At 65.7% G+C, this 26,156-nt stretch carries 26 protein-coding genes; 15 read left to right on the top strand and 11 right to left on the bottom strand.

The features are described from left to right. Positions 1 to 163: 163 nt before the first annotated feature. Positions 164 to 592 carry a hypothetical protein gene (locus RCH07_RS13495; RefSeq protein ID WP_326967984.1) on the top strand — a complete coding sequence of 143 codons (429 nt, stop codon included), beginning with the start codon at positions 164 to 166 and terminating at the stop codon, positions 590 to 592. Positions 593 to 713: 121 nt separating this feature from the next. Here the strand turns inward: RCH07_RS13495 and RCH07_RS13490 are convergent, their stop codons facing one another. The 7 genes from RCH07_RS13490 to purU all read right to left on the bottom strand — a co-directional run bounded on the left by RCH07_RS13490 (position 714) and on the right by purU (position 8,184). Further along, positions 714 to 1,811: a sugar-binding protein gene (locus RCH07_RS13490; protein ID WP_326967983.1), complete on the bottom strand. Its 1,098-nt coding sequence runs from the start codon at positions 1,809 to 1,811 to the stop codon at positions 714 to 716. A 79-nt stretch (positions 1,812 to 1,890) separates the two neighbouring features. After that, positions 1,891 to 3,159 (bottom strand): multiple monosaccharide ABC transporter permease, encoded by a 1,269-nt coding sequence (mmsB, locus tag RCH07_RS13485; RefSeq protein ID WP_326967982.1) that lies wholly within the window; start codon positions 3,157 to 3,159, stop codon positions 1,891 to 1,893. Between the two features lie 55 nt (positions 3,160 to 3,214). Beyond that, complete coding sequence (mmsA, locus tag RCH07_RS13480; RefSeq protein WP_326967981.1) at positions 3,215 to 4,771, bottom strand: multiple monosaccharide ABC transporter ATP-binding protein; 1,557 nt, start codon at positions 4,769 to 4,771, stop codon at positions 3,215 to 3,217. A gap of 132 nt (positions 4,772 to 4,903) precedes the next feature. Then, complete coding sequence (locus RCH07_RS13475; RefSeq protein WP_326967980.1) at positions 4,904 to 6,094, bottom strand: ROK family transcriptional regulator; 1,191 nt, start codon at positions 6,092 to 6,094, stop codon at positions 4,904 to 4,906. 128 nt (positions 6,095 to 6,222) lie between these two features. After that, positions 6,223 to 6,741: a gamma carbonic anhydrase family protein gene (locus RCH07_RS13470; RefSeq protein WP_326967979.1), complete on the bottom strand. Its 519-nt coding sequence runs from the start codon at positions 6,739 to 6,741 to the stop codon at positions 6,223 to 6,225. A 99-nt stretch (positions 6,742 to 6,840) separates the two neighbouring features. Then, entirely contained in the window at positions 6,841 to 7,302 is a 462-nt protein-coding gene (locus RCH07_RS13465; RefSeq protein WP_326967978.1) for a class I SAM-dependent methyltransferase, read from the bottom strand. A gap of 21 nt (positions 7,303 to 7,323) precedes the next feature. Then, positions 7,324 to 8,184: a formyltetrahydrofolate deformylase gene (purU, locus tag RCH07_RS13460; RefSeq protein WP_326967977.1), complete on the bottom strand. Its 861-nt coding sequence runs from the start codon at positions 8,182 to 8,184 to the stop codon at positions 7,324 to 7,326. A gap of 314 nt (positions 8,185 to 8,498) precedes the next feature. On the opposite strand from purU, the gene glyA reads away from it, so the two are divergent. The 11 genes from glyA to RCH07_RS13405 all read left to right on the top strand — a co-directional run bounded on the left by glyA (position 8,499) and on the right by RCH07_RS13405 (position 18,735). Further along, positions 8,499 to 9,806, top strand: coding sequence for a serine hydroxymethyltransferase (glyA, locus tag RCH07_RS13455; RefSeq protein ID WP_326967976.1), 1,308 nt, complete (start codon positions 8,499 to 8,501; stop codon positions 9,804 to 9,806). A gap of 4 nt (positions 9,807 to 9,810) precedes the next feature. After that, positions 9,811 to 10,755 (top strand): bifunctional methylenetetrahydrofolate dehydrogenase/methenyltetrahydrofolate cyclohydrolase, encoded by a 945-nt coding sequence (locus RCH07_RS13450; RefSeq protein WP_326967975.1) that lies wholly within the window; start codon positions 9,811 to 9,813, stop codon positions 10,753 to 10,755. A 192-nt stretch (positions 10,756 to 10,947) separates the two neighbouring features. Further along, the gene (locus RCH07_RS13445; protein ID WP_326967991.1) at positions 10,948 to 11,898 is read left to right on the top strand and encodes an ABC transporter ATP-binding protein; all 951 of its coding nucleotides are present in this window, start codon (positions 10,948 to 10,950) and stop codon (positions 11,896 to 11,898) included. 109 nt (positions 11,899 to 12,007) lie between these two features. Continuing rightward, the gene (locus tag RCH07_RS13440) at positions 12,008 to 12,823 is read left to right on the top strand and encodes an ABC transporter permease (RefSeq protein ID WP_326967990.1); all 816 of its coding nucleotides are present in this window, start codon (positions 12,008 to 12,010) and stop codon (positions 12,821 to 12,823) included. Further along, positions 12,823 to 13,668, top strand: a complete 846-nt coding sequence (locus tag RCH07_RS13435) for an ABC transporter permease (protein WP_326967974.1) — start codon at positions 12,823 to 12,825, stop codon at positions 13,666 to 13,668. The genes RCH07_RS13440 and RCH07_RS13435 overlap by 1 nt, the downstream gene beginning before the upstream one ends. A gap of 23 nt (positions 13,669 to 13,691) precedes the next feature. Beyond that, positions 13,692 to 14,048 carry a VOC family protein gene (locus RCH07_RS13430; RefSeq protein ID WP_326967973.1) on the top strand — a complete coding sequence of 119 codons (357 nt, stop codon included), beginning with the start codon at positions 13,692 to 13,694 and terminating at the stop codon, positions 14,046 to 14,048. 418 nt (positions 14,049 to 14,466) lie between these two features. Next, the gene (locus RCH07_RS13425; RefSeq protein ID WP_326967972.1) at positions 14,467 to 15,033 is read left to right on the top strand and encodes a hypothetical protein; all 567 of its coding nucleotides are present in this window, start codon (positions 14,467 to 14,469) and stop codon (positions 15,031 to 15,033) included. 10 nt (positions 15,034 to 15,043) lie between these two features. Next, entirely contained in the window at positions 15,044 to 15,877 is an 834-nt protein-coding gene (locus RCH07_RS13420; protein WP_326967971.1) for an exodeoxyribonuclease III, read from the top strand. Between the two features lie 21 nt (positions 15,878 to 15,898). Continuing rightward, on the top strand, positions 15,899 to 16,942 hold the full coding sequence (trpS, locus tag RCH07_RS13415; RefSeq protein ID WP_326967970.1) for a tryptophan--tRNA ligase: 1,044 nt from the start codon (positions 15,899 to 15,901) through the stop codon (positions 16,940 to 16,942). 4 nt (positions 16,943 to 16,946) lie between these two features. Then, on the top strand, positions 16,947 to 17,624 hold the full coding sequence (locus RCH07_RS13410; protein ID WP_326967969.1) for a 2'-5' RNA ligase family protein: 678 nt from the start codon (positions 16,947 to 16,949) through the stop codon (positions 17,622 to 17,624). Beyond that, complete coding sequence (locus tag RCH07_RS13405; RefSeq protein ID WP_442784831.1) at positions 17,554 to 18,735, top strand: YihY/virulence factor BrkB family protein; 1,182 nt, start codon at positions 17,554 to 17,556, stop codon at positions 18,733 to 18,735. The genes RCH07_RS13410 and RCH07_RS13405 overlap by 71 nt, the downstream gene beginning before the upstream one ends. A gap of 90 nt (positions 18,736 to 18,825) precedes the next feature. On the opposite strand, the gene RCH07_RS13400 is transcribed toward RCH07_RS13405, so the two are convergent. From RCH07_RS13400 to sdhC, 4 genes are all read right to left on the bottom strand, one after another. Next, a complete protein-coding gene (locus tag RCH07_RS13400; protein WP_326967968.1) occupies positions 18,826 to 19,608 on the bottom strand; it encodes a succinate dehydrogenase iron-sulfur subunit in 783 nt (260 codons plus the stop codon). A 1-nt stretch (position 19,609) separates the two neighbouring features. Next, entirely contained in the window at positions 19,610 to 21,418 is a 1,809-nt protein-coding gene (gene sdhA, locus RCH07_RS13395) for a succinate dehydrogenase flavoprotein subunit (RefSeq protein ID WP_326967967.1), read from the bottom strand. A gap of 165 nt (positions 21,419 to 21,583) precedes the next feature. Next, positions 21,584 to 22,072, bottom strand: a complete 489-nt coding sequence (locus RCH07_RS13390; protein WP_326967966.1) for a succinate dehydrogenase hydrophobic membrane anchor subunit — start codon at positions 22,070 to 22,072, stop codon at positions 21,584 to 21,586. Positions 22,073 to 22,075: 3 nt separating this feature from the next. Beyond that, a complete protein-coding gene (gene sdhC / locus RCH07_RS13385; RefSeq protein WP_082576094.1) occupies positions 22,076 to 22,456 on the bottom strand; it encodes a succinate dehydrogenase, cytochrome b556 subunit in 381 nt (126 codons plus the stop codon). Positions 22,457 to 22,722: 266 nt separating this feature from the next. Between sdhC and RCH07_RS13380 the strand changes: the two genes are divergently transcribed. The 3 genes from RCH07_RS13380 to RCH07_RS13370 all read left to right on the top strand — a co-directional run bounded on the left by RCH07_RS13380 (position 22,723) and on the right by RCH07_RS13370 (position 26,071). Next, the gene (locus RCH07_RS13380; protein ID WP_326967965.1) at positions 22,723 to 23,856 is read left to right on the top strand and encodes a mannose-1-phosphate guanylyltransferase; all 1,134 of its coding nucleotides are present in this window, start codon (positions 22,723 to 22,725) and stop codon (positions 23,854 to 23,856) included. A gap of 110 nt (positions 23,857 to 23,966) precedes the next feature. Beyond that, positions 23,967 to 25,166 carry an amidohydrolase gene (locus RCH07_RS13375; protein ID WP_326967964.1) on the top strand — a complete coding sequence of 400 codons (1,200 nt, stop codon included), beginning with the start codon at positions 23,967 to 23,969 and terminating at the stop codon, positions 25,164 to 25,166. 455 nt (positions 25,167 to 25,621) lie between these two features. Continuing rightward, on the top strand, positions 25,622 to 26,071 hold the full coding sequence (locus tag RCH07_RS13370) for a MarR family winged helix-turn-helix transcriptional regulator (RefSeq protein WP_326967963.1): 450 nt from the start codon (positions 25,622 to 25,624) through the stop codon (positions 26,069 to 26,071). Positions 26,072 to 26,156: the final 85 nt, after the last annotated feature.

Raw genomic sequence — 26,156 nt, 5'->3', positions numbered from 1 at the left:
ACTGCTCCCTCTGGCGACGAAAACACCAACACCGCGCCCAGCAATGCCATTACAAGGCCCGCGGTCACGTCCCACAAACGCGACTGTAGTACTAGCCGCAGCGGTCACTGTGAGCGGGATCTTGGCTTTCGGGGGCGCCCCGACGGATTGGCCGTCTTTCTTGGTGTTTTGGTGTTTCCTTGCTGTGCTGGGCGTCGGGATTGGGGGGCTCGTCTATAACGCGAAGAAAATCCTGCCGTCAGCCGAGGTGGGCAGGATCGATGTGCTCCTTTCGCTGGAGGATGCGGAACGAAAGGACATCCGCCGGCAGATTTTCGGGAAGACGGCCGTTGATCCGAAGCACCTCGTCATCACTCGGGCTGCCGCAGTGCAGCTACGAAAGAATCTCGCCACACCGCTCATCTGGATGTCCGTGTCCCCGCTCGTGTTCATTCCGCAGATCTTTCGGGGAGACGGGTTCATCCCGTGGGTCATGGCTGTTGGCGTGGCTGTCCAGCTGATCGGGATCATGTTTATTGTCCGCGACTTCAAGCGGGCTGGGACTTTCCTTGACCGCACAGCTGAGCCGGACGCCCCGGATACAGGCCGGTGAGGGCCGTGGCAGCCCTGCTGAGAGGGCGCAGAAGAGCCCCGGCACTCCCTTGCGGGGGAGCCGGGGCTCTCTCTTGTTACCCGGGGCTTAGCGCCTCAAGCGGTTGTGTCGGTAGTAGGTATTACTTCGTCAGCGGTCCGAGTACCGGATCGTCGGCGTAGGCGGTCTTGACGTTTTCCTTCGTCACGATGACCGGCTCCAGCAGGTAGGCCGGAACGGTCTTGACCTTGTTGTTGTAGGACTTGTCATCGTTGATCTCGGGCTTTTTGCCGGCCTGGATGTCCTTGACCATGGTGATTGCATGCTCCACGAGCTTGCGGGTGTCCTTGTTGATGGTGGAGTACTGCTCACCGGCGAGGATGGACTTGACGGATTCAACCTCGGAGTCCTGACCGGTGATCACCGGAAGCGGCTTGCCGGCGGCCTTGACCGAGGTCAGGACTGCGCGGGCGAGCGTGTCATTCGGGGACAGCACGCCGTCCAGGGTTGCAGTGCCGTAGCTGCCGGTCAGCAGGGTGTCGGCACGACGCTGGGCGTTCTCTGCCTTCCAGCCCTGGGTGACTGCCTGCTCGAAGGACGTCTGGCCGGAGACTACCTTGAGGGTGCCGTCGTCGATCTTCGGCTTCAGGATGCTCATGGCGCCGTCGAAGAATACCTTCGCGTTGGCGTCATCCGGGGATCCGGCGAACAGCTCGATGTTGTACGGGCCGGAGGGCTTCTTGGCCTTCATGCCGTCCAGCAGGGCCTGGCCCTGGAGCTCGCCGACCTTGAAGTTGTCGTAGGCCACGTAGTAGTCCACGTTGGCGGTGTTCAGCAGCAGACGGTCATACGCGATGATCGTGGCGCCGGATTCCTTGGCCTGCTGCAGCTGGGTACCCAGCTGAGCACCGTCGATGGCGCCGACGATGATGACCTTGGCGCCCTTGGTGACCATGGCGCTGATCTGGTTCTGCTGCTCCGAGACGCCGCCGTTGGCGAACTGCACATCTGCCTTGAAGCCGGCACCGTTGAGGCCGTCGTTGAACAGCTTCTCGGCCAGGACCCAGTTTTCGCTGGTTTTCTGGGGGAGCGCGACGCCGATCGAGGAGTTCTTGGGGAACGCCTCGCCGCCGGCGGTGGATCCACCGGTCGTAGTTTCGGAACGGCCGCAGGCTGTCAGCGCCAGTGCTGCAATAGCAGCGATCGCTGCTGCCTTTCCTGCTTTACCAATCAGTTGCATTGCTTGGTTCACTTTCTCTAGATGGTGTGCGGAGAATATTCGGGAGGCGGGACCGGGGATCCGGGACCAGGGGAGCCGCTCAGGCTCCCTTGGAGATGACCTCTTTGGTGGACGTGGTCTCGTCAGGCTTGATCTCGTTGTTGCGGCCGAAGTTCTTCATCATCAGGCCGATGATCGATTTCTTGCCCTGGGTTTTGTTGTACACGTCGAAGGCGACGGCGATCAGGAGCACCAGGCCCTTGATGATCTGGGTGAGGTCGGCGCCGACGCCGAGGAGCTGCAGGCCGTTGTTCAGCACGGCCATCACGAGGCCGCCGACGATCGAGCCGATCACGGTGCCCACGCCGCCGGTCACGGCGGCGCCGCCGATGAACACGGCCGCGATGGCGTCCAGTTCCCAGCCGACGCCGTCGAACGGGCCCGAGGCGGTGGAGCGGCCGACGAAGATCATGCCGGCGAGGCCGGCCAGGATCGACATGTTCATCATGACCAGGAAGTTGACCTTCTTGGACTGCACGCCGGAGAGCTCCGCGGCGTGCCGGTTGCCGCCCACCGCGTAGATGTGGCGGCCGATGATGGTCTTGGCGGAGATGAAGCCGTAGATGATGACCAGGACCGCGAGGATCAGGCCCGGGATGGGGAAGGACGTGCCCGGGCGGCCGGTGGCGAACAGGTACGTGGCGTAGAGGATGGCGCCGCAGACCAGGACCAGCTTGGTGATGGTGACCCAGTTTTCGGGCACCTCCGCGCCCAGTGCCTTGGCCGTGCGGCGGGAACGAAGTTCGCTGAAGACCACGAAGGCAACAGCGAGCAGGCCCAGCAGAACGGTCAGGTTGTTGAAGCCGGTGTCGGGTCCGAGCTCGGGCAGATAGCCGGACCCGATGTATTGGAAGTCAGCCGGAACCGGGATGGTGTTGGACTTGCCGACGAACTGGTTGAAGCCGCGGAACAAGAGCATGCCGGCCAGTGTGACGATAAACGCCGGGATGCCCACATAGGCCGTCCAGAAGCCCTGCCAGGCGCCGATCAGCACGCCCAGCAGCAGCCCGAGGAGGACGCCGAGGTACCACGGGATGCCCCAGTCCCGGACCATGAGCGCCACGCTGACGCCCACGAAGGCCGCCACCGAGCCGACGGAGAGATCGATGTGGCCGGCAATGATCACCAGGACCATGCCGATCGCAAGGATCAGGATGTAGGAGTTGCCGTTGAAGAGGTTGATGACATTGCCCGGGGTGAGCGTGCGGCCCTCTGTGAAAATCTGGAAGAAGACGATCAGCGCAACCAGGGCGAAGATCATGCCGAATTGACGGGTGTTGCCGCCAAAGAGCTTCTTGAGCGCGTTCATTGTTTCAGTCCTTGTTTCCGTCAGTGATCGGAGTGTTCTGGATGGTCCCAGCGGGTCAGGCGGTCTTGCGGGCGGACGTCATGAGTTTCATGAGGCTCTCCTGGCTGGCGTCGTCCTTGTCGAGCACGCCGGTGATGGCGCCCTCGAAGATGGTGTAGATGCGGTCCGAAAGGCCCAGCAGCTCGGGCAGCTCCGAGGAGATGACGATGACGCCCTTTCCCTGGTTGGCCAGCTGCTGGATGATGCCGTAGATCTCATACTTGGCGCCGACGTCGATCCCGCGGGTGGGTTCGTCCAGGATCAGGAGGTCCGGGTCGGTGAACATCCACTTGGCCAGCACCACCTTCTGCTGGTTGCCGCCGGACAGTTTGGCCACCCCCTCCTCCACGGACGGCGCCTTGGTCCGCAATGACTTGCGGTACTGCTCGGCGACGGTGAATTCCTGGTTTGCGTCCACGATGTTGTGCTTGCTGATCTTCTTCAGCGCGGCCGACACCGTGGTGGCCTTGATGTCGTCCAGCAGGTTCAGCCCGAGGGACTTGCGGTCCTCGGTCACGTAGCCCAGCCCGGCGTCGATAGCCTGCTTGACGCTGCGGAGGCTGATCTCCCTGCCGTCCTTGTAAACGTGGCCGGAGATGAAGCGGCCGTAGGAGCGGCCGAAGACGGAGCGCGCAAGTTCGGTGCGCCCGGCCCCCATCAGCCCGGCGACGCCGACGATCTCGCCGCGGCGGACAAAGAAGTTCGAGTTCTTGCAGACCAGGCGGTCCTGGATTTGCGGGTGGCCAACGTTCCAGTTCTTGACCTCGAAGAACACCTCGCCGATCTTGGGCTCGTGGTCCGGGAAACGGGATTCCAGCGTCCGGCCCACCATGCCCTTGATGATGCGGTCCTCGTCGACGCCGTCCGCCTTGACGTCGAGCGTCTCGATCGACTTTCCGTCGCGGATGATGGTGATGGAATCCGCGATCTGCTCGATCTCATTGAGTTTGTGGGAAATGATGATGGAGGTGATGCCACGGCCTTTGAGGCCCAGCATGAGATCCAGCAGGTGCTGGGAGTCGGATTCGTTCAGCGCGGCGGTGGGCTCGTCCAGGATCAGGAGTTTCACGGACTTGTTGAGCGCCTTGGCGATTTCGACGAGCTGCTGCTTGCCGACGCCGATTTCCTTCACCGGGGTTTGCGGATCCTCGCGGAGCCCCACCCTGGCCAGCAGTTCGGTGGAGCGGGTCCGGGCCTGGGCCCAGTCGATCACGCCGCGTTTGGTGGGTTCGTTGCCGAGGAAGATGTTCTCCATGATCGACAGTTCCGGGATTAGGGCGAGCTCCTGGTGGATGATCACGATTCCGGCGTGCTCGCTGGCCCGGATGTCCTTGAATTCCTGGACTTCCGCCTGGTAGACGATGTCTCCCGTGTAGCTGCCGTAGGGGTAGACGCCGGAGAGGACTTTCATCAGCGTGGACTTTCCGGCGCCGTTTTCACCGCAGATGGCGTGGATTTCACCGGCCTTCACCCGCAGGGTCACGTCGGACAGTGCCTTAACGCCGGGGAACTCTTTGGTGATGGAGCGCATCTCGAGAATTACCGGATCGCTGTGCGTGTTGAGGGACGTCATCTGCCCTTACGCCTCCAATGCATGACTTCGTTGTCGGGCCCCTGCAAACCGCAGGGCCGTCTGATGAAAAAGTAAACTGGATCACAGCCCTTGTCGTCAAGTCTTTAACGCAACGGAGCGGTAACAAATAGCTTAGTTGCGCCGGATTCCGGCATGTTGGAAGACGAGTGAGGTGGCGCCCAGGGCCTCCGCCCGGTTTCCCAACGAGGACATCGTGAGCGTGGTGGTCTCGCCGATGACCGGTACGGCATGGCGGACCAGACCCCGCCGGATCGGGTCCAGGAGCAGCTCTCCCAGTCCGGCCAGCGGGCCGCCCACCACGATCACTTCCGGGTTGATCAGGTTCGCCACATTGCCCAGCGCACGTCCGACGGCGAGTCCGGCGTCGTCCACCACGCGCAGAGTTGCGGAGTCCTTGACGAGGGCCTTGCGGACAATGTCCTCCGGCGTCAACGGCCTGTCTTCGCCGCGGCTCAATAGCTCGATCATGGTGGTGGTGGACGCGATGGTTTCCAGGCAGCCCCGGTTGCCGCAACGGCAGACCAGCCCGTGTTCGTGGATGGTGGCGTGGCCGATTTCGCCGGTGATCCCGACATTGCCGTAGTAGGGCACCCCGTTGAGGATCAGCCCGGCGCCGATGCCTGAACCGATCTTGAGGAACATCAGGTTGCCGATGCCGCTGTGCGGCCCCCAGGTGACCTCGGACAGCGCGCCGAGGTTGGCGTCGTTGTCCACAAAAACAGGGAGATTCAGGGCTTCCTCCAGTCGCTGCTGGATATTGATGCCTACCCATTCAGGCAGGATGGCACCCTGCGCCACGGTCCCCGTGCGGCGGTTGATGGGGCCGGGGATGCCGACGCCGGCGCCCACCAGGGCGCTGCGTTCGACGCCGCTGTCCGCCAGCAGCCGGTCCAGCACCCCGACGGCGGCGCTGATGCCTTCCTCGGCGTGGTGGCCGAGCGGCAGCAGGACGGATTCCTCGGCGATCACGTGGTAGCTGAGCGAGGCAAGGACCACGCGCAGGTGCCGGCGGCCGAAGTCGATACCGACGGCCACGGCCCCGTTGCTGTTGAGCCGGACGTTCAGTGCTCGCCGTCCGGAACTGGTGATCGGCTCGGTTGACGCCAGTCCGGCGTCCTGCATGATCCTGACGATGTTGGAGACCGTGGCGGTGGAGAGGCCGGTCTGACGTGCCAGTTCGGCCTGTGTGGAGGGGCCGGCCAGAAGGCATTCGATGATCCGCTGCTGGTTCAGGTGCCGGAGTGCGGATTGTGATCCGGGGTTTTTGGTTCGGCTCCTCGTTGAGCGCGTTGGTGAGGGCATGACATGAAGCGTGACGCATTCCAGGCTTGCAGTCAAGAAGTTAACGCAAGGCGGGTCGGGAAGTCCGCTGAAAGGGCCGCCGTCGTGTCCGCCACGGCCGCCGGCTGCTGGAGGCGGCGGAGGGAACGTCAGCCGTGCAGTTCATGGTGCGCCCGGGCCAGTTCCCGGTAGTGCGCGGCATTCTGCTGGACACCGGCGAATTCTTCGTCGCTCAGTTCGCGCCGGACCTTTGCGGGCACGCCGGCGACCAGCGAGCGGGGCGGTACGACGGTCCCTTCCAGCACCACCGCGCCGGCGGCGATGAGGGAGCCGGCGCCGATCACCGCGCCGTTGAGGATCGTGGCGCTCATGCCGATCAGGCAGTCGTCCTCTACCGTGCAGCCGTGCACGACGGCGCTGTGGCCGACGCTGACCCGGGCGCCGACGGTGCAAGGGAAGCCGGGGTCCGCGTGCAGCACCACGTTGTCCTGCAGGTTGGTGCCGGCGCCGACGGTGATCGCGGCGGTGTCGGCGCGGACCGACACGCCGTAGAAGGCGCTGGAGCCCTCGGCCAGGGTTGCCTTGCCGATCACCGAGGCGGTGGGGGCGATGAAGGCGGAGGGGTGGACGGCCGGGGTGTCGCCGGCGAAAGCGTAAAGGGGAGCCATGCCTCCAGCCTAGGACACACCACCTCCCGTTGAGCTATCAGTTGGAGTCCTTCTGAGGGGCTGGAAACGACCACAAGTGATAGCGCAACGGGAGTTTCTTCAGGCGGGGGAACGGAGGACCGTGAAGCCCCCGTCCTCTTCGTCGCCCGGGCCAGGTTCGGGGAGGCCCTGTCCGTGCGGATCCGGTTCGGGGAGGCCCTCTTCGGGGAGTACGACGGCGATCGGGCCGCCGGGCGCCGTGACCCTGCCCAGTTCGCGGACCACGTCGTCCCGCTGCTCCGGCGGCAGGCCGGCCAGGGCGCCCACCGCCCACACCGCAGGGAAAGCGGAGTCTGCGAACGGCAACGACCCGGCGTGCGCCACTGTTGCCTCAAGGCCCCGGGCGCGCGCCGAATGGATGTTCTCCTCGGACGGGTCCACCCCGGTGAAATGGATGCCGGCCCGGACAAAGCGCAGCCCATCCGCGCCCGGGCCGCAATCGAGGCCGAGCACGGACCTCCGGCCCTCGGTTTTGAGCAGGGCCACGAACTCCGCCAGCTGGTTCTCCTGTAGAGGTGCCATGGCTCTAGTCAATGACCTACGTCAGTTAAAGACAACCGTCCGGTTGCCGTCGAGCAGCACGCGGTGCTCGGCATGCCACTGCACGGCCTGGGCGAGCGTGCGGCCCTCCACATCGCGTCCCATCTGGACGAACTGTTCGGCGGTGCGCCGGTGGTCCACCCGGATGACTTCCTGTTCGATGATCGGGCCCTCGTCGAGGGCGGCCGTCACATAGTGCGCCGTGGCGCCGACCAGCTTGACACCGCGGGCGTGCGCCTGGTGGTACGGCCTGGCGCCCTTGAAGGACGGCAGGAAGGAGTGATGGATGTTGATGGCCTTGCCCGTCAACTCGTCGCAGAGTTCGTTGGAGATGATCTGCATGTAGCGGGCCAGCACCGTCAGCTCGATGTCATGCTCCGCCATTAGGGCCCGCAGCTTGTCCTCGGCCTGGACCTTGGTGTCCGGGGTGACTGGAATATGGTGGAAGGGGATGCCGTAGAACTCGGCCAGGCCGGCAAGATCCTTGTGGTTGGACACAATGGCCGGGATCTCAATCGGCAGGGTGCCCGAACGCTGCAGGAAGAGCAGGTCGTTGAGGCAGTGCGCCGAGGTGCTCGCCATCAACAGGGTGCGGACCTTCCGGCCTTCCGGGTTGAGGCTCCACTGCATGCCGAACGCCCGCGCCACAGGCTCCAGCGCCGCGTGGAGTTCAATCAGGGACGCCGCCGTCGTGGCCTCCACCCGCATGAAGAATGTGCCGGTACTTTGGCTGCCGTACTGCTGGGAGTCCGTAATATTGCCGCCAGCCACGAGGAGCGCGCCGGCGACGGCGTGCACGATTCCGGGCCGGTCGGGGCAGGAGAGGGTCAGGATGTAGGAAGCAGTAAGGTTCTGGTCAGTCACGATGACCACCCTACCCGCGCGCGGGCAGGGACTGGGTTAGTCTTGAACGGTCGCAACTGGCGTTGGGTGGCTAACCACCAGGGAGCGGCACGCACGAAGACCACGGATCGTACGCCTGGGCCGAGGGTCATGTTTTGCCGGTTGGCAGCCTGGCTGCCGGCCCGTCGTCGGTCCTCCCGCGGGGGTGCTGATCCTTGGAGTGCGCCCCGTCTTGCGTGTGCCAGTCTTCGGGGCCGTAATCTAGGGGCGACGCAGCGGGCCAGCCGGTAACCTGACCTTAAAAGCTGTGCCCGTTGCCAAACCAGGAGTTTTCCGTGACTACTTCCGTCCGTCTCACCTCAGCCGCCGTGAGCAATCAGCCGCTGGCCGAACTTGATCCCGAAATCGCCGCCGTACTGGCGCAGGAACTGGGCCGCCAGCGCGGCACCCTGGAAATGATCGCCTCCGAAAACTTCGCCCCGCGCGCGGTGATGGAAGCCCAGGGCTCGGTCCTGACCAACAAATACGCCGAGGGCTACCCCGGCCGCCGCTACTACGGCGGCTGCGAATACGTCGACGTTGCCGAACAGCTCGCGATCGACCGGGTCAAGGACCTTTTCGGCGCCGAATACGCCAACGTGCAGCCGCACTCCGGCGCGCAGGCAAACGCCGCGGCGCTCTCGGCCATGATCACCCCGGGGGAAAAGATCCTGGGACTGTCGCTGGCCCACGGCGGCCACCTGACCCACGGCATGAAGCTTAACTTCTCCGGCAAGCTCTACCAGGTTGCCGCCTACCAGGTCGAGGAAGATCACTTCCGGATCGACATGGACAAACTGCGCGAACAGGCCATAGCCGAGAAGCCGAAGGTCATCATCGCCGGCTGGTCCGCCTACCCGCGGCAGCTCGACTTCGCGGCCTTCCGCTCGATCGCCGACGAGGTCGGCGCCCTGCTGTGGACGGACATGGCACACTTCGCCGGCCTCGTGGCCGCCGGGCTGCACCCCAGCCCCGTGCCGCACTCCGACGTCGTGACCTCCACCGTGCACAAGACCCTCGCGGGTCCCCGCTCCGGCGTGATCCTGGCCAAGCAGGAATGGGCCAAGAAGATCAACTCCAACGTCTTCCCCGGCCAGCAGGGCGGACCCCTCATGCACGTGATCGCCGCCAAGGCCGTTGCCTTCAAGATCGCCGGCACGGAGGAATTCAAGGAACGCCAGGAGCGTGTCCTGGAAGGCGCCCGGATCATCGCCGAGCGGCTGAACCAGGCCGATGTGTCCGACGCTGGCGTCTCCGTCCTCACCGGCGGCACCGATGTGCACCTGGTCCTGGTGGATCTGCGGAACTCCCGGCTGGACGGCCAGCAGGCAGAAGACCTGCTTCACTCCGTGGGCATCACCGTGAACCGCAATGCCGTGCCCTTCGACCCCCGCCCGCCGATGGTCACCTCCGGCCTGCGGATCGGCACCCCGGCCCTGGCCACCCGCGGCTTCGGCGCCGAGGAGTTCACCGAGGTGGCCGACATCATCGCCACCGCGCTGGTAGGGGGCACCGCTGGCAGCGTCAATGTTGAAGCCCTGCAGGCCCGCGTGGACAAGCTCGCCGCCGACTTCCCGCTGTACCCGCAGCACGAGCAGTGGTGACCGGATGACGACTGACACCGCCGGCACGGCGACATCAGACAGCGGCCACACCGCGAGGATTCTGGACGGCAGGGCCACCGCCGCCACGATCAAGGCCGAGCTGGCCGGGCGCGTCGCCGCGCTGAAAGCCCGGGGCATTTTGCCCGGCCTCGGCACCGTTCTGGTCGGCTCGGACCCGGGAAGCACCTGGTACGTTGGCGGCAAGCACAAGGACTGCGCGGAGGTGGGCATCACCTCCATCCGCCGTGACCTGCCGGCGGAAACCACTCAGGAGGAGCTCCTGGCCGTGGTCCGGGAGCTCAACGCGAACCCGGAGTGCACCGGCTACATCGTCCAGTTGCCGCTGCCCGGGCACATCGACCAGGACATCATCCTGGAGGCCATGGATCCCGACAAGGACGCCGACGGCCTGCACCCGATGAACCTCGGCCGGCTCGTGGCCAACGTCAGCGGCCCCATGAAGTCCCCGCTGCCGTGCACGCCCAAGGGCTGCGTGGAGCTGCTGACCCGGCATGGGATCAGCCTCAGCGGCAAGCGTGTGCTCGTGGTGGGCCGCGGCGTCACCATCGGCCGCCCGGTGGGGCTGCTGCTCACCCGCAAGGACGTCAACGCCACTGTCATCCTGGCACACACCGGCACCGTGGACCTGCCCGCCGAACTCCGGCAGGCCGACGTCGTGATCGCCGCAGCCGGCCAGCCGCACATGATCAAGGCGGCGGACCTCAAGCCCGGCGCGATAGTGCTCGACGTCGGCGTGAGCCGGGTGGACGACGGCTCCGGCAAGGCCGTGGTCACCGGAGATGTTGAACCCGCCGCCGACGGCGTCGCCGCCTGGCTTTCGCCTAATCCCGGGGGAGTGGGCCCCATGACCCGGGCCATGTTGCTGGCAAACGTGGTGGAAACAGCGGAACGCCACGCGGCAGCGGAAGGCAGCTCCGGCGCCGCGTGAGCCACTTAAGCCAAGGACTTAGCAGACGGACGTAGCCCCGGACACAGCCCCGGGCATAACAGAACGGCAAACGTCTGGATTTTTTACGAATTAACTCTTTCATAGTTCGACCGTTTCCATTACCGTGTTCGGGTGCCTGAACTCGTCTCGAAGCAAACCTCACGCCAGGAAGCCGCACCCAAGGAAGCGCCGTTGAACAGCCCTGCCAACACCGGCCCGCCGCAGTACGTCATCACCGCCGAAAACCTGACCAAGCGCTACGGCGAGGTCACCGCCGTCGACGGCATCTCCTTTTCTGTGCCCGCCGGCGAGGCGTTCGGCCTGCTCGGACCCAACGGGGCCGGCAAATCCACCACCATGAAGATGATCGGCGGCGTTTCCCAGCGTTCCTCCGGAAAACTCAGCATCATGGGCTTGGATCCGGACCAGCACGGCCCGGAAGTCCGCGCGCAATTGGGCGTCGTCCCGCAGCAGGACAACCTGGACGAGGAGCTCAAGGTCCGGGACAACCTGCTGGTCTACGGCCGCTACTTCGGTCTGCCCATGAGCTACCTCAAGCCCAAGGCCGACGAGCTGCTGGAGTTCGCCCAGCTCACGGACAAGGCAAAATCCAAGGTGGACGCGCTCTCCGGCGGCATGAAGCGCAGGCTCACCATCGCGCGCTCCCTGATCAATGAGCCCCGCATCCTGCTGCTCGACGAACCCACCACCGGGCTGGACCCGCAGGCCCGGCACATCCTCTGGGACCGGCTGTTCCGGCTCAAGGAGCAGGGCGTCACCCTGATCCTCACCACCCACTACATGGACGAGGCCGAGCAGCTCTGCGACCGCCTGATCGTGGTGGACAAGGGAAAGATCATGGCCGAGGGTTCGCCCGCCAGCCTGATCCGCGAGTATTCCACCCGCGAGGTCCTGGAACTGCGCTTCGGTTCCGAACGCAACGGCACCGTCGGAGCCGAGCTCGAAGGTATCGGCGAGCGGCTGGAAACCCTGCCGGACCGGGTCCTGATCTATGCGCACGACGGCGAAGCAGCGCTCGAGCAGGTGACCGCCCGGGGACTCCGGCCGGTCACCTCCCTGGTGCGCCGGTCCTCGCTGGAAGACGTCTTCCTGCGCCTGACCGGCAGGAGCCTCGTTGACTGAGCAGTCCGGACCAACGGGGCACGCGGTCACCGGGGCGGCGGGCACCTCGACGTCGGGCACCCCGACGTCGGGCACCCCGACGTCGGGCACCACGACGGCGGCATCGCCGCTGCGCGCCCACTCGCCGCCAGTATCGGCTGCCCGGGCGCGGAAGTGGGGGGCCTTCTACTACGCCGAGCAGGTCCTGCGGGTGATGAAAGGCTACGGCTGGACCATCGTCATGTACGGCGTCGGGCAGCCGGTCGCCTACCTGTTCGCCATGGGCGTCGGACTTGCCACGCTGGTGGACACCAACAGCACGTCGATCTTCGGCGGCGTCAGCTACCTGACGTTCATCGCCCCGGCCCTGCTGATCTCGGCCGCGGTCATGACGGCCGCCAACGAGTTCACGTTCCCGGTGATGGACGGCTTCAAGTGGCGCCGGGTCTATTACGGCCCGCATGCCTCGCCGCTGACGCCGGAGCAGATTGCCCTCGGACAGATCATCGCCGTCACGGTCCGTTTCTTTCTGCAGTCGGCCATCTACTTCGCCGTCGTGGCACTGTTCGGGGCATCCCCGAGCGGCTGGGGCTGGGTCTCGATCCTGGTTGCCACCCTCACCGGGCTGTCCTTCGGGCTGCCGCTGATGGCCTACGCGGCATCGATCAAGGAGGACAAGGGCCAGTTCGCCATGGTCATGCGCTTCATCGTGACGCCGCTGTTCCTGTTTTCCGGCACGTTTTTCCCGCTGGACACTCTGCCACTGGCCATCCGGTGGATCGGCTGGATCTCCCCGATCTGGCACGGCACCGAGCTGGGCCGGGTGTTCAGCTACGGCTACCAGGAGGCCCCGCTGCTCACGGCGGTGCACCTGGTGTTCCTGCTGGCCCTCACCGCCGCCGGCTGGGTCCTCACCAAGCGCGAGTTCGTGAAGAGGATGGGCTGATGGGCGCAGTCACCCGAAGCCGGGAATCCGGCTCCAGCGTCACCGACGACGCCCGCAACCGGCGCTTCGGACCGCTCTACTCCCGCAACGTCCGCGCCGTCGTCGCCCGCGGGCTGATGGCGACCAAGAGCAGCAACTGGATGGTCATGCTCTCGGGCTTCTTCGAGCCGGTGCTGTACCTGATCTCGATGGGCGTGGGCCTGGGCTCGATCGTCGGCTCGGTGCAGGGTCCCGGCGGCGGAGAGATTTCCTACGCCGCCTACATCGCCCCCGCACTGCTGGCCGTCTCCGCGATGAACGGTGCCGTCTACGACTCCACGTGGAACGTCTTCTTCAAGATGAATTTCGCCAAGCTCTACCAGGGCATGCTCTACACCTCGCTCGGCCCGCTGGACGTGGCGATGGGCGAAATCTTCCTGGCCCTGCTGCGCGGCCTGATGTACGCCACCGGGTTCACCGCCGTGATGGGCATTATGGGGCTGATCACCACGCCGTGGGCCGTCCTGATGATCCCGGCCGCGGTGTTGATCGCCTTCGGCTTCGCGAGCTTCGGCATGGGCATCACCAGTTTCATGAAGACGTTCCAGCAGATGGACTGGATCAACTTCGTGATGCTGCCGATGTTCCTCTTCAGCGCCACCTTCTACCCGCTCAGCGTCTACCCGCAGTACATCCAGTGGTTCATCCAGGCCATGCCGCTGTGGCACGGCGTGGAGCTGCTGCGCCAGATCAGCGTGGGGGTGTTCACCCCGGCAACGGCGCTGCACATCGGCTACTACCTGGTGATGATCGCCCTCGGTCTGCTGCTGACCACCGGACGGCTCCGCCGGCTGTTCCTCAAGTAGCCTGCCCCCGCAAAAGGAGAACCATGATTGGCATATGGCAAGCCCTCGTCATCGACTGCGAGGACCCGGACACCCTGGCGGTATTCTACCAGGAGCTGCTGGGCATGATCCGGGTCCAGGAGGACGACGGCTGGATTTCCATCGGCGACGCCGCCGACCGGCCCGCTGTGGCTTTCCAACGGGTGGACCGGCTGGTCCGTCCGGAGTGGCCCGACGCCGAGCACCCGCAGCAGATGCACGTGGACGTGCTGGTCGAGGACCTCGACGCTGCCGAAGCAGAAGTGCTCCGGCTCGGCGCCACCAGCCTCGACGCCGGCACGGCCAGCTTCCGAGTCTACGCGGACCCCAGCGGCCACCCGTTCTGCCTGGTGCTGTCCTAAAACCCCCGGACCGGACGCCTCCGCCCACGGGGACATGCCCCGCGCCGGAGCCAGCGGGCGGACATAGTGTCATTATGCCCGGTCCCGGGTGCGAAGAATGGGCATGTCCCGCTGGACTGGACAACTGGACTGGAGAGCGGCCCGAAGGGACATGCCCCGCGCCGGGGCCAGCGGGTGGACATAGTGTCATTATGCCCGGTTCCGGGTGCGAAGAATGGGCATGTCCCGCTGGACTGGAAACCGGCCCGGAGGGACATGCCCCGCGCCGGGGCCAGCGGGCGGACATAGTGCCATTATGCCCGGTCCCGGGTGCGAAGAATGGGCATGTCCCCCGGACCGGACAGCGGCGCTGGTGCGGAAACGTTCGCCCGGGGTGGAAGCGGCCCGGGGCACAGCGGGGGTTTGCGATAATGGAATCATGCAATCTTTGGGCAACTCTTCCAGGCCGTCCGCGTACAACTCCGCCAAAGGCAAGTTCTCCATGCTCCGCATCAGCGGACCCGCGATGATGGTCTTCATTGTCGCCTTCGTCGTCGCTGTCATCTTTGCGGCCAACCAGAACGACGTCGTGGGCTGGGTCGTGGCGATCATCGCCGGATTCTGGCTCGCCCTGGCGGCCTTCGTCGTCTTCAGCATCCAGAAGGCCGCCAAGAAGGCCGGCGCCAAACTCAATGAGGCGCAGAACGCCTTCAACGCGGCCACCGGCCGGGCGCCGTCGTCGGTAAGCACCGACGCCGGCGGCACCCGCCGGACGGAGATCCGCCGCGAAGCCGACGAGGTCCGCGACCTGAAACTGGATCACTCCTTCAAAATCGTCCAGGTGCAGGTCCGCGTGGTGGAGCAGGAGCGCGCCAAGGGCACAGCCGCGGACCAGGACACGATCCGCCGGGCGCTGGAAACCATCGAGATCACGGCAACCAACGCGCGGGACATGATCAAATCCGCCGGCGGTACTGACGAGCCCGTCACCGGAACCATCGTCTAGAGTGGATCCGGTGAGCTCGGCATTGAAGAAGGACCACCTTCGCATCGCATCAGTCAACGTCAACGGCCTACGCGCCGCCTACAAGAATGGCATGGCGGCGTGGCTGGAACCCCGCGAGGTGGACATCCTCTGCCTGCAGGAAGTCCGCGCGCCTGACGCGATCGTCCGGGAGCTGCTCGGCGAGGGCTGGCATATCCTGCACGCGGAAGCCGAGGCCAAGGGCCGCGCCGGCGTCGCCATTGCCTCCCGCGACGAGCCCCTGGCCACCCGGGTGGGCATCGGCGACGACTACTTCGCCACCGCCGGACGCTGGGTCGAAGCCGACTACACCGTGCGCAACGCTGCGGGCGACGCCTCGCAGCTGACGGTCGTCAGCGCCTACGTGCACTCCGGCGAGGCCGGCACCCCCAAACAGGACGACAAGTTCCGGTTCCTCGATTGTTTGCTCAACCGGCTGCCAGAGCTGGCTAAACACAGCGACCACGCCCTCGTGGTGGGCGACCTCAACGTCGGCCACACCGAGCTGGATATCAAAAACTGGAAAGGCAACGTCAAACGTGCCGGCTTCCTTCCCGCGGAGCGCGCATACTTTGACCGCTTCTTCGGCGCAGATATCGGCTGGAAGGATGTCCACAGGGGCCTGGCTGGTAACGTCGATGGCCCTTACACGTGGTGGTCGCAACGGGGCCAGGCCTTTGACAACGACACCGGCTGGCGGATCGACTACCAGATGGCCACGCCCGCGCTCGCTGCCGCCGCGGTGTCGGCCGTTGTTGACCGGGCACCGTCCTGGGACACACGCTTCTCCGACCACGCCCCGCTGGTAGCGGACTACCGGCTCTAAGCCCCTGAAGGTCTGCACATCATGACAAGCCCGATCACTCCTGGTACCAAGAAGCGCATTCTCTCGGGAGCGAAGCCCACCGCGGATTCGCTGCACCTCGGCAATTACATCGGCGCTGTCCGCAACTGGGTGGACATGCAGTCGGAATACGACGCCGTGTTCTTTATCCCCGATCTCCACGCGATCACAGTGGACTTCGAACCGTCCGAGCTTGCCAAGCGCACCCGGGTGGTGGCAGCCCAGTACATCGCCGCAGGCATTGACCCGGACCAGTGCATTTTCTTCGTGCAGTCCCACGTTCCCGAGCATGCGCAGCTGGCCTGGGCGCTTAACTGCATCACCGGATTCGGCGAAGCCTCCCGCATGACACAATTCAAGGACAAGACCCAGAAGTCCGGCGCCGACGCGGCGACTCTGGGGCTGTTTGCCTACCCCACTCTTATGGCTGCCGACATCCTGCTCTACCAGACGGACCTGGTTCCGGTGGGCGAGGACCAGCGGCAACATCTGGAGCTGACCCGCAACCTGGCGCAGCGCTTCAACACCCGCTACGGGCAAACCTTCACCGTGCCCGAGGCCACCATCCTCAAGGCAAACGCCAAGATCTACGACCTGCAGAACCCCACGGCCAAGATGTCCAAGACCGGTGAGTCACCGAACGGCTCCATTCAGTTGCTGGAAGACCCCAGGATCGCAGCCAAACGCATCAAGTCCGCCGTCACCGACACCGGCACGGAAATCCGGTTCGACGCGGAGGCCAAGCCCGGCGTGTCCAATCTGCTGGCCATCTACTCCACCCTGACCGGTAAGTCGGTGCCGGACCTTGAAACCGAATACCAGGGCAAGATGTACGGCCATCTGAAGGCGGATCTGGCAGATGTGATGGTGGAGTTCATCACGCCGCTGCGGAACCGCACCCACGAACTGATGGCGGATCCGGCCGAGCTGGACAGGCTGCTGGCCCAGGGTGCCGATCGTGCCCGCGAAATTGCGTCGGTCACGCTGGCGCAGGTGTACGAGCGCATGGGATTCCTGCCGTCACTGAGCCTGGCAGGAGTCCGCTAGGCCAATGTCCTCCGTCAGCAGAGCCGTTACGAACCACGCTGCGCGTGCCGGCAGCAACGCAGCTCCGGACACCCAGGACCCCCTGGAATCTTCGGCAGGCGGACAGCGGAGCGAGGTTATCAGCATCGGCGTCATTCTCGGGTTCCCAACGAGGATCGCGGCGGAACTCCAGCGCTGGCGGGCGTCTTTCGGTGATCCGCTGGCCGGCGTCGTCCCGGCCCACATCACGCTGGTGACCACCACGATGACCCGGGACTGGGAAGCGACGCGGAGTCACGTCCGCGAGGTCGCACGCCGGCAGGAACCGTTCACCGTCACCATCGCGGGCACCGGGTCCTTCCGTCCGGTTTCGCCGGTGGTCTTCCTGAACGTCGAAGACGGCTTCGGGGACTGTGTGAGCCTGCACCAGCAGCTGCAGGCCGGGCCGCTGGAATGTGAACTTCCCTTCGCGTATCACCCGCATGTCACCGTTGCGCACGATGTGGCCCCGGAAAGCCTCGATGAGGCCGAAACGGTGCTGAAAGATTATAGGGCCACGTTCCCGGTGGCTAGCATGGGACTCTACGAGCACGACGACAACGGCATTTGGCAGCTACGGGAAGAGCTTGACTTTGGTATCGAACCCAACGACGACGGCGGCGGCGGCCCTGACGGCCCAGACGGCGCAACAGACGCCCGCTGAGCCTCCGCCGCCGAGCGATCTGGCCCAGCTGAAACTGGAAGTAATCCGCAAGAAGGTCGACTGGGGAAAGGCGCGCCGCTCCGGCAGCGGCGGGCCGGCTGCGCTCCTGGCCATGATGCCGTGGCTGCTGGCCCGGCTCAACGCCTTCCGGCCGGTGCGCGCCGTCCAGCATTACGGGCGCCAGCACGGTCCGCTGATGAGCGCCGGCATCGGCTTCCGGATGTTCTTCTCCATCACGGGTCTGCTGGCCACCGGCTTCTCGCTGGCCGGCCTGGTCCTCCGCGGCCAGCCGGCCCTGCTGGAGCGCGTGGTCAGCAGCGTGGCCACGAACGCGCCCGGCCTCCTGAAAGTCGACGGCAGCGAGGGGCTGGTGGATCCGCAGGATCTGCTGAACCCCAGCGGCCTCGGCTGGGCCGCCGTCATCGCCGCCGTGGTGACCGTGGTGACCTCGCTGGGCTGGATCGACGGACTGCGCGACGGCGTGCGCGCCATGATGCAGCTCGGCCCGCTGAAGATCAACCCGGTCCTGCTCAGGCTGCACGACGCCGGGACCCTGCTGTTGCTGGGCGTCACCCTCGTGATCAGCGCCGGAGCCTCGCTGGTGTTTGGCACAGCCGCGGGCTGGGTGACCGAGCAGCTGAGCCTGGACCCGCTGCTGGCCGGGCCGCTGACCACCTCCGTCAAGATCGCCGTGCCGCTGCTGCTGGGCTGGGCCACGGCCCTGATCATGTTCCGCCTCGCCGCGGGGCTGAGGCTGGCCCGGCGGGCCCTGCTGGAAGGGACCATCCTCGCTGCGGTGGGCACAGCTGTGCTGCAGGTCTTCAGCGCCGAACTGCTGGCCAACGCCGGACGGAACCCTCTGCTGGCACCCTTCGCCATCATCATCGGCCTGCTGATCTGGTTCAACCTGGTCAGCCAGGTCTACCTGATCGCCGCCGCGTGGGCGGCGATCAGGAATGAAGACCTCAAGACGGAGCCCGCAAACAGGACAACGGGGTGGGGCGCCCGCCAGGTGCAGCCTGGCAAGACGCCCGTGGAGTCCGGCGACCGGAAACGGCCGACAGCAGCCGGGTTCAGGCGTCGAGGTGCTGCCCGGTCCACGCCGAAATAGTCGTCGAAGCGGGAAAACGGCGACGGCGCCCGCACCTGAAAAGGTGCGGAGCGCCGTCGTCGTGGTTCGTCGGTTCCGGAGGTGCAGTGGTTAGATCTTGCGGGACAGAATTGCCTGCTTGACCTCGGCGATCGCCTGCGTCACCTGGATGCCGCGGGGGCACGCCTCGGTGCAGTTGAAGGTGGTGCGGCAGCGCCACACGCCTTCCTTGTCGTTGAGGATCTCCAGGCGCATATCGCCGGCATCATCGCGGGAATCGAAGATGAAGCGGTGCGCGTTCACAATTGCCGCCGGGCCGAAATACTGCCCGTCGGTCCAGAACACCGGGCAGGACGAGGTGCACGCGGCGCAGAGGATGCACTTGGTGGTGTCGTCGAACCGTTCGCGGTCCTCGGCGGACTGCAGGCGTTCCTTGGTGGGCTCGTGGCCCCGGTTGATCAGGAAGGGCATAACCTCGCGGAAGGACTGGAAGAACGGCTCCATGTCCACGATCAGGTCTTTCTCCACCGGGAGGCCCTTGATCGGTTCCACCGTGATGGGCTTGGACGTGTCCAGATCCTTCAGCAGGGTCTTGCAGGCGAGCCGGTTGCGGCCGTTGATGCGCATGGCATCGGAACCGCAGACACCGTGGGCACAGGAGCGGCGGAACGAGACGCTGCCGTCGATTTCCCATTTGATCTTGTGCAGGGCGTCGAGGACACGGTCCGTGCCGTACATGGTGACCTTGAAGTCATCCCAGGTGGACTCGTCCGAGACCTCCGGGTTGTAGCGGCGCACCCGCAGGTGCACGTCGAAGGAGGGAATGTCGCCGCCACCCCCGATGTGGGCGGGCAGTTCAATCTTGGAGGCTGGCTCAGCAAGTTCGGCGGTCATCTTAGTACTTCCTCACCATCGGCTCGTAACGGGTAAAGACCACGGGTTTGGTGGCCAGCCGGATCCCGGCGGTGACTGCGGCGGTCCCCGCCGCCCCTGCAGCCGGAACCTGCTCATCCTTGTACGCCATGGAGTGCTTCATGAATTTTTCGTCGTCGCGCTCGGGGAAGTCCTCGCGGAAGTGGCCGCCACGGGATTCCTCGCGGTGCAGGGCAGCCACGGTCATGACCTTGGCGAGCTCCAGCAGGAAGCCCAGTTCCACGGCCTCCAGCAGGTCCAGGTTGAAGCGCTTCCCCTTGTCCTGGACGCTGATGCGCTGGTACCGCTCCTCGAAGGACGCGATGTCCGTCAGGACCTGGTTCAGTGTGTCCGCGGTGCGGAATACCTGCATGTTGGCATCCATCGTGTCCTGCAGTTCCTTGCGGATTGCGGCGACCTTCTCGGTGCCGTCCGAGGTCCGGACGTGCTCCAGCAGCTCCAGCGTGGAGGCCTCCGGGTCGGCGGGGAGTTCCACAAAATCGGCGGTCTTGGCGTACTCCGCGGCGGCGATGCCGGCGCGCTTGCCGAAGACGTTGATGTCCAGCAGCGAGTTGGTGCCCAGCCGGTTGGAGCCGTGCACGGACACGCAGGCCACCTCGCCGGCGGCGTAAAGGCCCGGGACAACCGTGTTGTTGTCCTGGAGCACCTCGGCGCTGATGTTGGTGGGGATCCCGCCCATGGCATAGTGCGCCGTCGGGAAGACCGGGACCGGCTCGGTGTACGGCTCCACGCCCAGGTAGGTGCGGGCGAACTCGGTGATGTCCGGCAGCTTCGCGTCGATGTGCGCGGGCTCAAGGTGCGTCAGGTCCAGCAGGACGTAGTCCTTGTTCGGGCCGCAGCCGCGTCCCTCACGCACTTCGTTGGCCATGGAGCGGGCCACAATGTCGCGGGGGGCGAGGTCCTTGATGGTGGGGGCGTAGCGCTCCATGAAGCGTTCACCCTCGGAGTTACGCAGGATCGCGCCTTCGCCGCGGGCGGCCTCGGAGAGGAGGATGCCCAGGCCGGCGAGGCCTGTCGGGTGGAACTGGAAGAACTCCATGTCCTCCAGCGGAATGCCGCGGCGGAACGCGATGCCCATGCCGTCACCGGTGAGGGTGTGGGCGTTGGAGGTGGTCTTGAAGACCTTGCCGGCGCCGCCGGTGGCGAACACCACGGACTTGGCCTGGAAGACGTGCAGCTCGCCGGAGGCGAGGTCATAGGAGACGACGCCGGCAACACGCTTCTGCTTGTACGGGGTGCCGTCCTCGCGGACAGCGTCTTCCTCGACGGTCAGCAGGTCCAGGACGTAGTACTCGTTGTAGAACTCAACGTTGTGCTTGACGCAGTTCTGGTACAGCGTCTGCAGGATCATGTGGCCGGTGCGGTCGGCAGCGTAGCAGGCGCGGCGGACCGGAGCCTTGCCGTGGTCGCGGGTGTGGCCGCCGAAACGCCGCTGGTCAATCCGGCCCTCCGGGGTGCGGTTGAACGGCAGGCCCATCTTTTCCAGGTCCAGGACGGCGTCGATCGCTTCCTTCGCCATGACCTCGGCGGCGTCCTGGTCAACCAGGTAGTCGCCGCCCTTGATCGTGTCGAAGGTGTGCCACTCCCAGTTGTCTTCCTCGACGTTGGCAAGCGCTGCACACATGCCGCCCTGCGCCGCGCCGGTGTGGGAGCGGGTGGGGTAAAGCTTGGTCAGTACTGCTGTTCGCGCGCGCTGACCTGATTCGATCGCCGCGCGCATCCCGGCGCCACCGGCACCGACGATGACGACGTCGTACTTATGGACCTGCATACCAGACGCTCTTTCTCTCAAAATTCGCTAACAAACCACCGGCAGGCGGAGCCTGCCCGGTGAAACCTCCGCCTGCGCGTCGCAGGCCGGATCGGTTGCCGTGCGGGGCCCCGCAGTACGGGATGTCCCGGCCGGCGGTGCCGCTGCGGCGCGGCTACGGCGCGGCTACGGCGCGGGGCAGAAGCCGCCGGGCAGCTGGACGCCGTTGACCACGGGGCACGGGTCGAAGGTGAAGATGACCAGGGTGCCCAGGAGGATGATGACAGTGGTGGCCGCATAGAGCACGATCTTCAACCCACGACGTGTCGCGTCCTTCTCGGCGTAGTCGTTGATGATGGTGCGGACGCCGTTCGTGCCGTGCAGCATCGCCAGCCACAGCATGGCAAGGTCCCAGGCCTGCCAGAACGGATCGGCCCACTTGCCGGCCACGAAGCCGAAGTCGATGGCCTTGATGCCTTCACCCACGAGCAGGTTGACGGTCAGGTGCCCGAAGATCAGGACCACCAGCACCACTCCGGACAGCCGCATAAAGAGCCAGGCGATCATTTCGAAGTTGCCCCGGGAGGCGCCGTTGCGGCGGTACTGCGGAGCAATCCGGTCGCTGCCGACCTTAGCCGCTGCGCTGCGGGGACTCTGGATTTCAGTTGCACTCATGGCTTAGTGACCTCCGAGGGCGAGGGAAAGGTGGCGGATGGAAAAGCCCACCATAACGACGACCCAGAGGGCCAGAACCGTCCACAGCATCTGGCGCTGGTACTTGGCGCCCTTCTTCCAGAAATCGACGGCGATGATCCGCAGTCCGTTGAAGGCATGGAACACAATCGCTGCGACAAGGCCCGTTTCGCCCAGGGCCATCAGGGGGTTCTTGTAGGCACCGATCACGGCGGTGTAGGCCTCCGGGGACACACGCACCAATGAGGTGTCCAGCACATGGACCAACAAGAAGAAGAAAATCACTACACCGGTAATACGGTGTCCAACCCAGGACCACATGCCTTCACGGCCGCGATACAAGGTGCCAGCTGGTTTTGTCGGCACTGAATAAACCTCCCTGCAACACAGCGGCGCTGGCATGGGATCCACGCGGGGGGAACGCCTGCTGCGAGAGCACTCGTAAGCTCAAGCCTAAATCTAGGCTCCGCCCACAGCTTATTCAATTCAGCCACCCGTTGGTGACGGCGACCGGCGGGGTTTTCGCCCGATTTTGAGACGAACGCCACATTCCTCTGGGGGTGCGGGGGTCCTGCGGCGGTGTCCGGGGCCAAGTTAAGGCGTCCGAATTCCGTTCGGCTAAAGTGGCGGTGATGACTACTGACAAAGCGACAAACCAAGAATCACCCCTGAGCCGTTTTATTGCGGTGATTCCGGCGGGAGGCGTGGGGACCCGCCTCTGGCCCCTGTCGCGGGCCGCTGCCCCCAAGTTCCTGCACGACCTCACTGGGTCGGGCAGCACGTTGCTGCGTGCAACCTACGACCGCCTTGAGCCGCTGGCCGGCAAACGCGTCCTCGTGGTGACCGGAACCGCCCACCGCGCGGCCGTCTGCCGTCAGCTTCCCGAGATCCAGGACGCCGATCTGGTGCTCGAAAGCGAGCCGAAGGATTCCGGTGCGGCTATCGGCCTTGCCGCGGCCATTTTGCATGAGCGGGACCCGGACGCCATCATGGGCTCCTTCGCCGCGGACCAGGTCATCAGCCCGGACAACCTTTTCCAGGATGCCGTCCGGGAGGCCATCCACACCGCCGCGGCCGGCAAGATCGTCACCATCGGGATTAAGCCGACCCACCCGTCCACGGGCTTCGGCTACATCCGGGCGGGCCAGAACCTCAGTGTGCCCGGCGCCCCGAGCGCTCAAGCCGTCGTTGAGTTCGTGGAGAAGCCGAGCGAGGAAGTCGCCCAGCAGTACGTGGACAGCGGCGAATATCTCTGGAACGCGGGCATGTTCGTCGCCCCCGTCTCGCTGATGCTCAAGCACCTGGAAGCCAACCAGCCCGAACTCTTCGCCGGGCTGCAGGAAATCGCCAAGGCCTGGGACACGCCGCAGCGCGACGAGGTCACGGCCCGCGTCTGGCCGACCCTCCCCAAGATCGCCATCGACTACGCCGTCGCAGAACCGGCCGCTGCCGCCGGCGACGTCGCGGTGGTCCCCGGAACCTTCCGCTGGGACGACGTCGGGGACTTCGCCTCGGTGGGCCGGCTCAACAGCGCCAAGGAAGTCGATGACGTCACCGTGATCGGCGAGGGCGCCCGCGTCTTTTCCGAAAACGCCAGCGGCGTCGTCGTTTCCGACACCAAGCGCGTGATAGCCCTGATCGGCATCAAGGACGTGGTCATTGTCGACACCCCGGATGCCCTGCTGGTCACCACCAAGCAACACTCCCAGCGCGTGAAGCAGGCCGTGGACGCGCTCAAGGCCAGCGGCGACACCGACGTCCTTTAAATCCGCGCCGGGTGGATGTGAGGAGCGCCGGGCCGGCGCCGGCTGTTCCGCAACCCGTAACGCGCCGTACGCGATGCCGCTATTTGTTGTGTGCTCGCTAGAGTTATGCCGTGCGCAATTACACTACTGAAGCCGAGCCCACCCCTTTGGTGGGGCCGTGGCTGGAGCCGATCCTGCCGGAGATGATCGCTTTCCGCCGAGACTTGCATGCGCACCCGGAGCTGTCGTTCAAAGAGTTCCGCACCACGGACAAACTCGTGAAGCGGCTCGAGGAAGCCGGGCTCAGGCCCCGCCGGCTCGAAGGCACCGGCCTGACAGTGGATATCGGCGACGGCCCCATCGCCACCGCCCTCCGTGGCGACATCGATGCCCTGCCCATCATCGAGGAAACCGGCCTCGAGTTTGCGTCGAAGAACCACGGCGTCACGCATGCCTGCGGCCACGATGTCCACGCCACCACCATGCTCGGTGCCGCCCTGATCCTGCAGCGCATGCACGAGCAGGCACCGCTGCAAGGTTCGGTGCGGATTATCTTCCAGCCGGCCGAGGAAACCATGCCCGGCGGCGCCCAGGCCTGCATCGAGCAGGGGGTCCTCGAGGGCGTGCCCCGCATCTTCGCCCTGCACTGCGACCCCCGGATCGACGTGGGCCGGATCGGAACCCGGATCGGCGCCATCACCTCAGCCTCGGACACGATCAAGATAGAACTGACCGGACGCGGCGGCCACACCTCACGGCCGCACCTGACCGAGGAACTCGTCTTCGCCCTTGCGCAGATCGCGGTCAACGTCCCGGCGGTGCTTTCCCGCCGGGTGGACGTCCGCAGCGGCGTGTCCGTGGTCTGGGGCCAGATCTCCGCCGGTTCGGCACCCAACGCCATTCCGGCCAGCGGCTACATGGCCGGCACCATGCGCTGCCTGGACCGCGACGCCTGGCACAGCGCCGGGAAAATCCTCGACGACGTCGTGCAGCAGATCGCGGCACCCTACGGCGTCGACGTGCACCTCGAACACACCCGCGGCGTGCCTCCGGTGGTGAACTCGGAACATGAAACTGCCCTGATCGAGGCCGCCGCGCGCGCCGAGATCGGCGAAGGCGCCGTGGTCCTGACCCCGCAGTCCATGGGTGGCGAGGACTTCGCCTGGTTCCTCGCGGATCTTCCGGGCGCCATGATGCGGCTAGGTACCAAGACCCGCGGCGGCGAAGAGTACGATCTGCACCGCGGAGACTATATCCTCGACGAACGCGCCCTGGGACTGGGGATCCGGGTCCTGACAGCCGCGGCCCTCCGGTCCCTCCGCGACCTCTAGCCCCCACCGCCGGTGCCGTATGTGCCGGGTCTGGCGGCGCTGAGGTGAGACTTCGCGCCCATTGTTGAACGGTCCATGGGCGCGAAGTCTCACCTCGGCGCCGGACGGCGGCGGCCTGTCACTCCGCTGAAGGAACGCTCGACGGCGGTTCTGTGTCGGGTCGTAGGCGTTCCACACCAAAGCAACTGCGCATCGGTGTCGCGGGCCTCGCCACATTCGCCACTTTGCCACCACTCGCCGCCCTTGCTGCCCTTCGCCACCCCGCCACCTCTTGCCGCCCTTCGCCGCCCGTCGCGGCCACTCGAGCGTAATCCGCAGGGTGGGACCGGCGCCTGTTGCCGCCGAGGTGAGAGTTCGCGCCCATGGTGCCGAGAATCATGGGCGCGAAGTCTCACCTCAGCGCATCCTGCCGCAACTCGGTTGTGCACAATTCAATTGCGGGCTATGGTTGGGTTATGACCGACGCCCCCCGCCCCAGCACGCCCCGCCTCAACCGGCAGGTCTGCTTCGCCATGTACTCGGCCTCGCGTGCCGCCACAGCGGCCTACCGTCCACTGCTCGACGAACTCAACCTGACGTACCCGCAGTACCTGGTGATGCTGGTGCTCTGGGAAGACCAGCCCCGCGGCGTCCGGGAACTGGGGGAGGAGCTGGGGCTGGACTCCGGCACGCTCTCCCCGCTGCTCAAGCGGCTCGAAGCCCTCGGGTTCGTCGAACGACGGCGGTCCGCCGCCGACGAGCGTCGGGTTGAGGTCTTCCTGACGGCGGCCGGCACCGCGCTGAGCGCCCGCGCCGCCGCCGTCCCGCAAAGACTCGCCGACGCCGCCGGACTCTCGACCGCCGAACTGGACCAGCTCCGCGAGACGCTCGGCCGGCTCACCGCGGCGCTGCACAGCGCGCGCTGACTACCCCGCGCTGACCGCCTCCCTGCCTGCACCGCCGACGCGGCCGGCACCCCTGGCGCGGCCGGCGTCGTGATCGTGGGAGGCG

Origin of the sequence: Arthrobacter sp. CG_A4, assembly GCF_035985125.1 — a bacterium.
GTDB lineage: Bacteria > Actinomycetota > Actinomycetes > Actinomycetales > Micrococcaceae > Arthrobacter.
This window is presented reverse-complemented; position numbering and strand designations above follow the sequence as displayed.

Excerpts from the sequence above, each read along its gene's own strand:
- RCH07_RS13490 (WP_326967983.1), bottom strand. The coding sequence starts at position 1,811 with ATGCAACTGATTGGTAAAGCAGGAAAGGCAGCAGCGATCGCTGCTATT.
- mmsB (WP_326967982.1), bottom strand. The coding sequence starts at position 3,159 with ATGAACGCGCTCAAGAAGCTCTTTGGCGGCAACACCCGTCAATTCGGC.
- mmsA (WP_326967981.1), bottom strand. The coding sequence starts at position 4,771 with ATGACGTCCCTCAACACGCACAGCGATCCGGTAATTCTCGAGATGCGC.
- RCH07_RS13475 (WP_326967980.1), bottom strand. The coding sequence starts at position 6,094 with ATGCCCTCACCAACGCGCTCAACGAGGAGCCGAACCAAAAACCCCGGA.
- RCH07_RS13470 (WP_326967979.1), bottom strand. The coding sequence starts at position 6,741 with ATGGCTCCCCTTTACGCTTTCGCCGGCGACACCCCGGCCGTCCACCCC.
- RCH07_RS13465 (WP_326967978.1), bottom strand. The coding sequence starts at position 7,302 with ATGGCACCTCTACAGGAGAACCAGCTGGCGGAGTTCGTGGCCCTGCTC.
- RCH07_RS13450 (WP_326967975.1), top strand. The coding sequence starts at position 9,811 with ATGACGACTGACACCGCCGGCACGGCGACATCAGACAGCGGCCACACC.
- RCH07_RS13435 (WP_326967974.1), top strand. The coding sequence starts at position 12,823 with ATGGGCGCAGTCACCCGAAGCCGGGAATCCGGCTCCAGCGTCACCGAC.
- RCH07_RS13430 (WP_326967973.1), top strand. The coding sequence starts at position 13,692 with ATGATTGGCATATGGCAAGCCCTCGTCATCGACTGCGAGGACCCGGAC.
- RCH07_RS13425 (WP_326967972.1), top strand. The coding sequence starts at position 14,467 with ATGCAATCTTTGGGCAACTCTTCCAGGCCGTCCGCGTACAACTCCGCC.
- trpS (WP_326967970.1), top strand. The coding sequence starts at position 15,899 with ATGACAAGCCCGATCACTCCTGGTACCAAGAAGCGCATTCTCTCGGGA.
- RCH07_RS13410 (WP_326967969.1), top strand. The coding sequence starts at position 16,947 with ATGTCCTCCGTCAGCAGAGCCGTTACGAACCACGCTGCGCGTGCCGGC.
- RCH07_RS13400 (WP_326967968.1), bottom strand. The coding sequence starts at position 19,608 with ATGACCGCCGAACTTGCTGAGCCAGCCTCCAAGATTGAACTGCCCGCC.
- sdhA (WP_326967967.1), bottom strand. The coding sequence starts at position 21,418 with ATGCAGGTCCATAAGTACGACGTCGTCATCGTCGGTGCCGGTGGCGCC.
- RCH07_RS13390 (WP_326967966.1), bottom strand. The coding sequence starts at position 22,072 with ATGAGTGCAACTGAAATCCAGAGTCCCCGCAGCGCAGCGGCTAAGGTC.
- RCH07_RS13380 (WP_326967965.1), top strand. The coding sequence starts at position 22,723 with ATGACTACTGACAAAGCGACAAACCAAGAATCACCCCTGAGCCGTTTT.
- RCH07_RS13370 (WP_326967963.1), top strand. The coding sequence starts at position 25,622 with ATGACCGACGCCCCCCGCCCCAGCACGCCCCGCCTCAACCGGCAGGTC.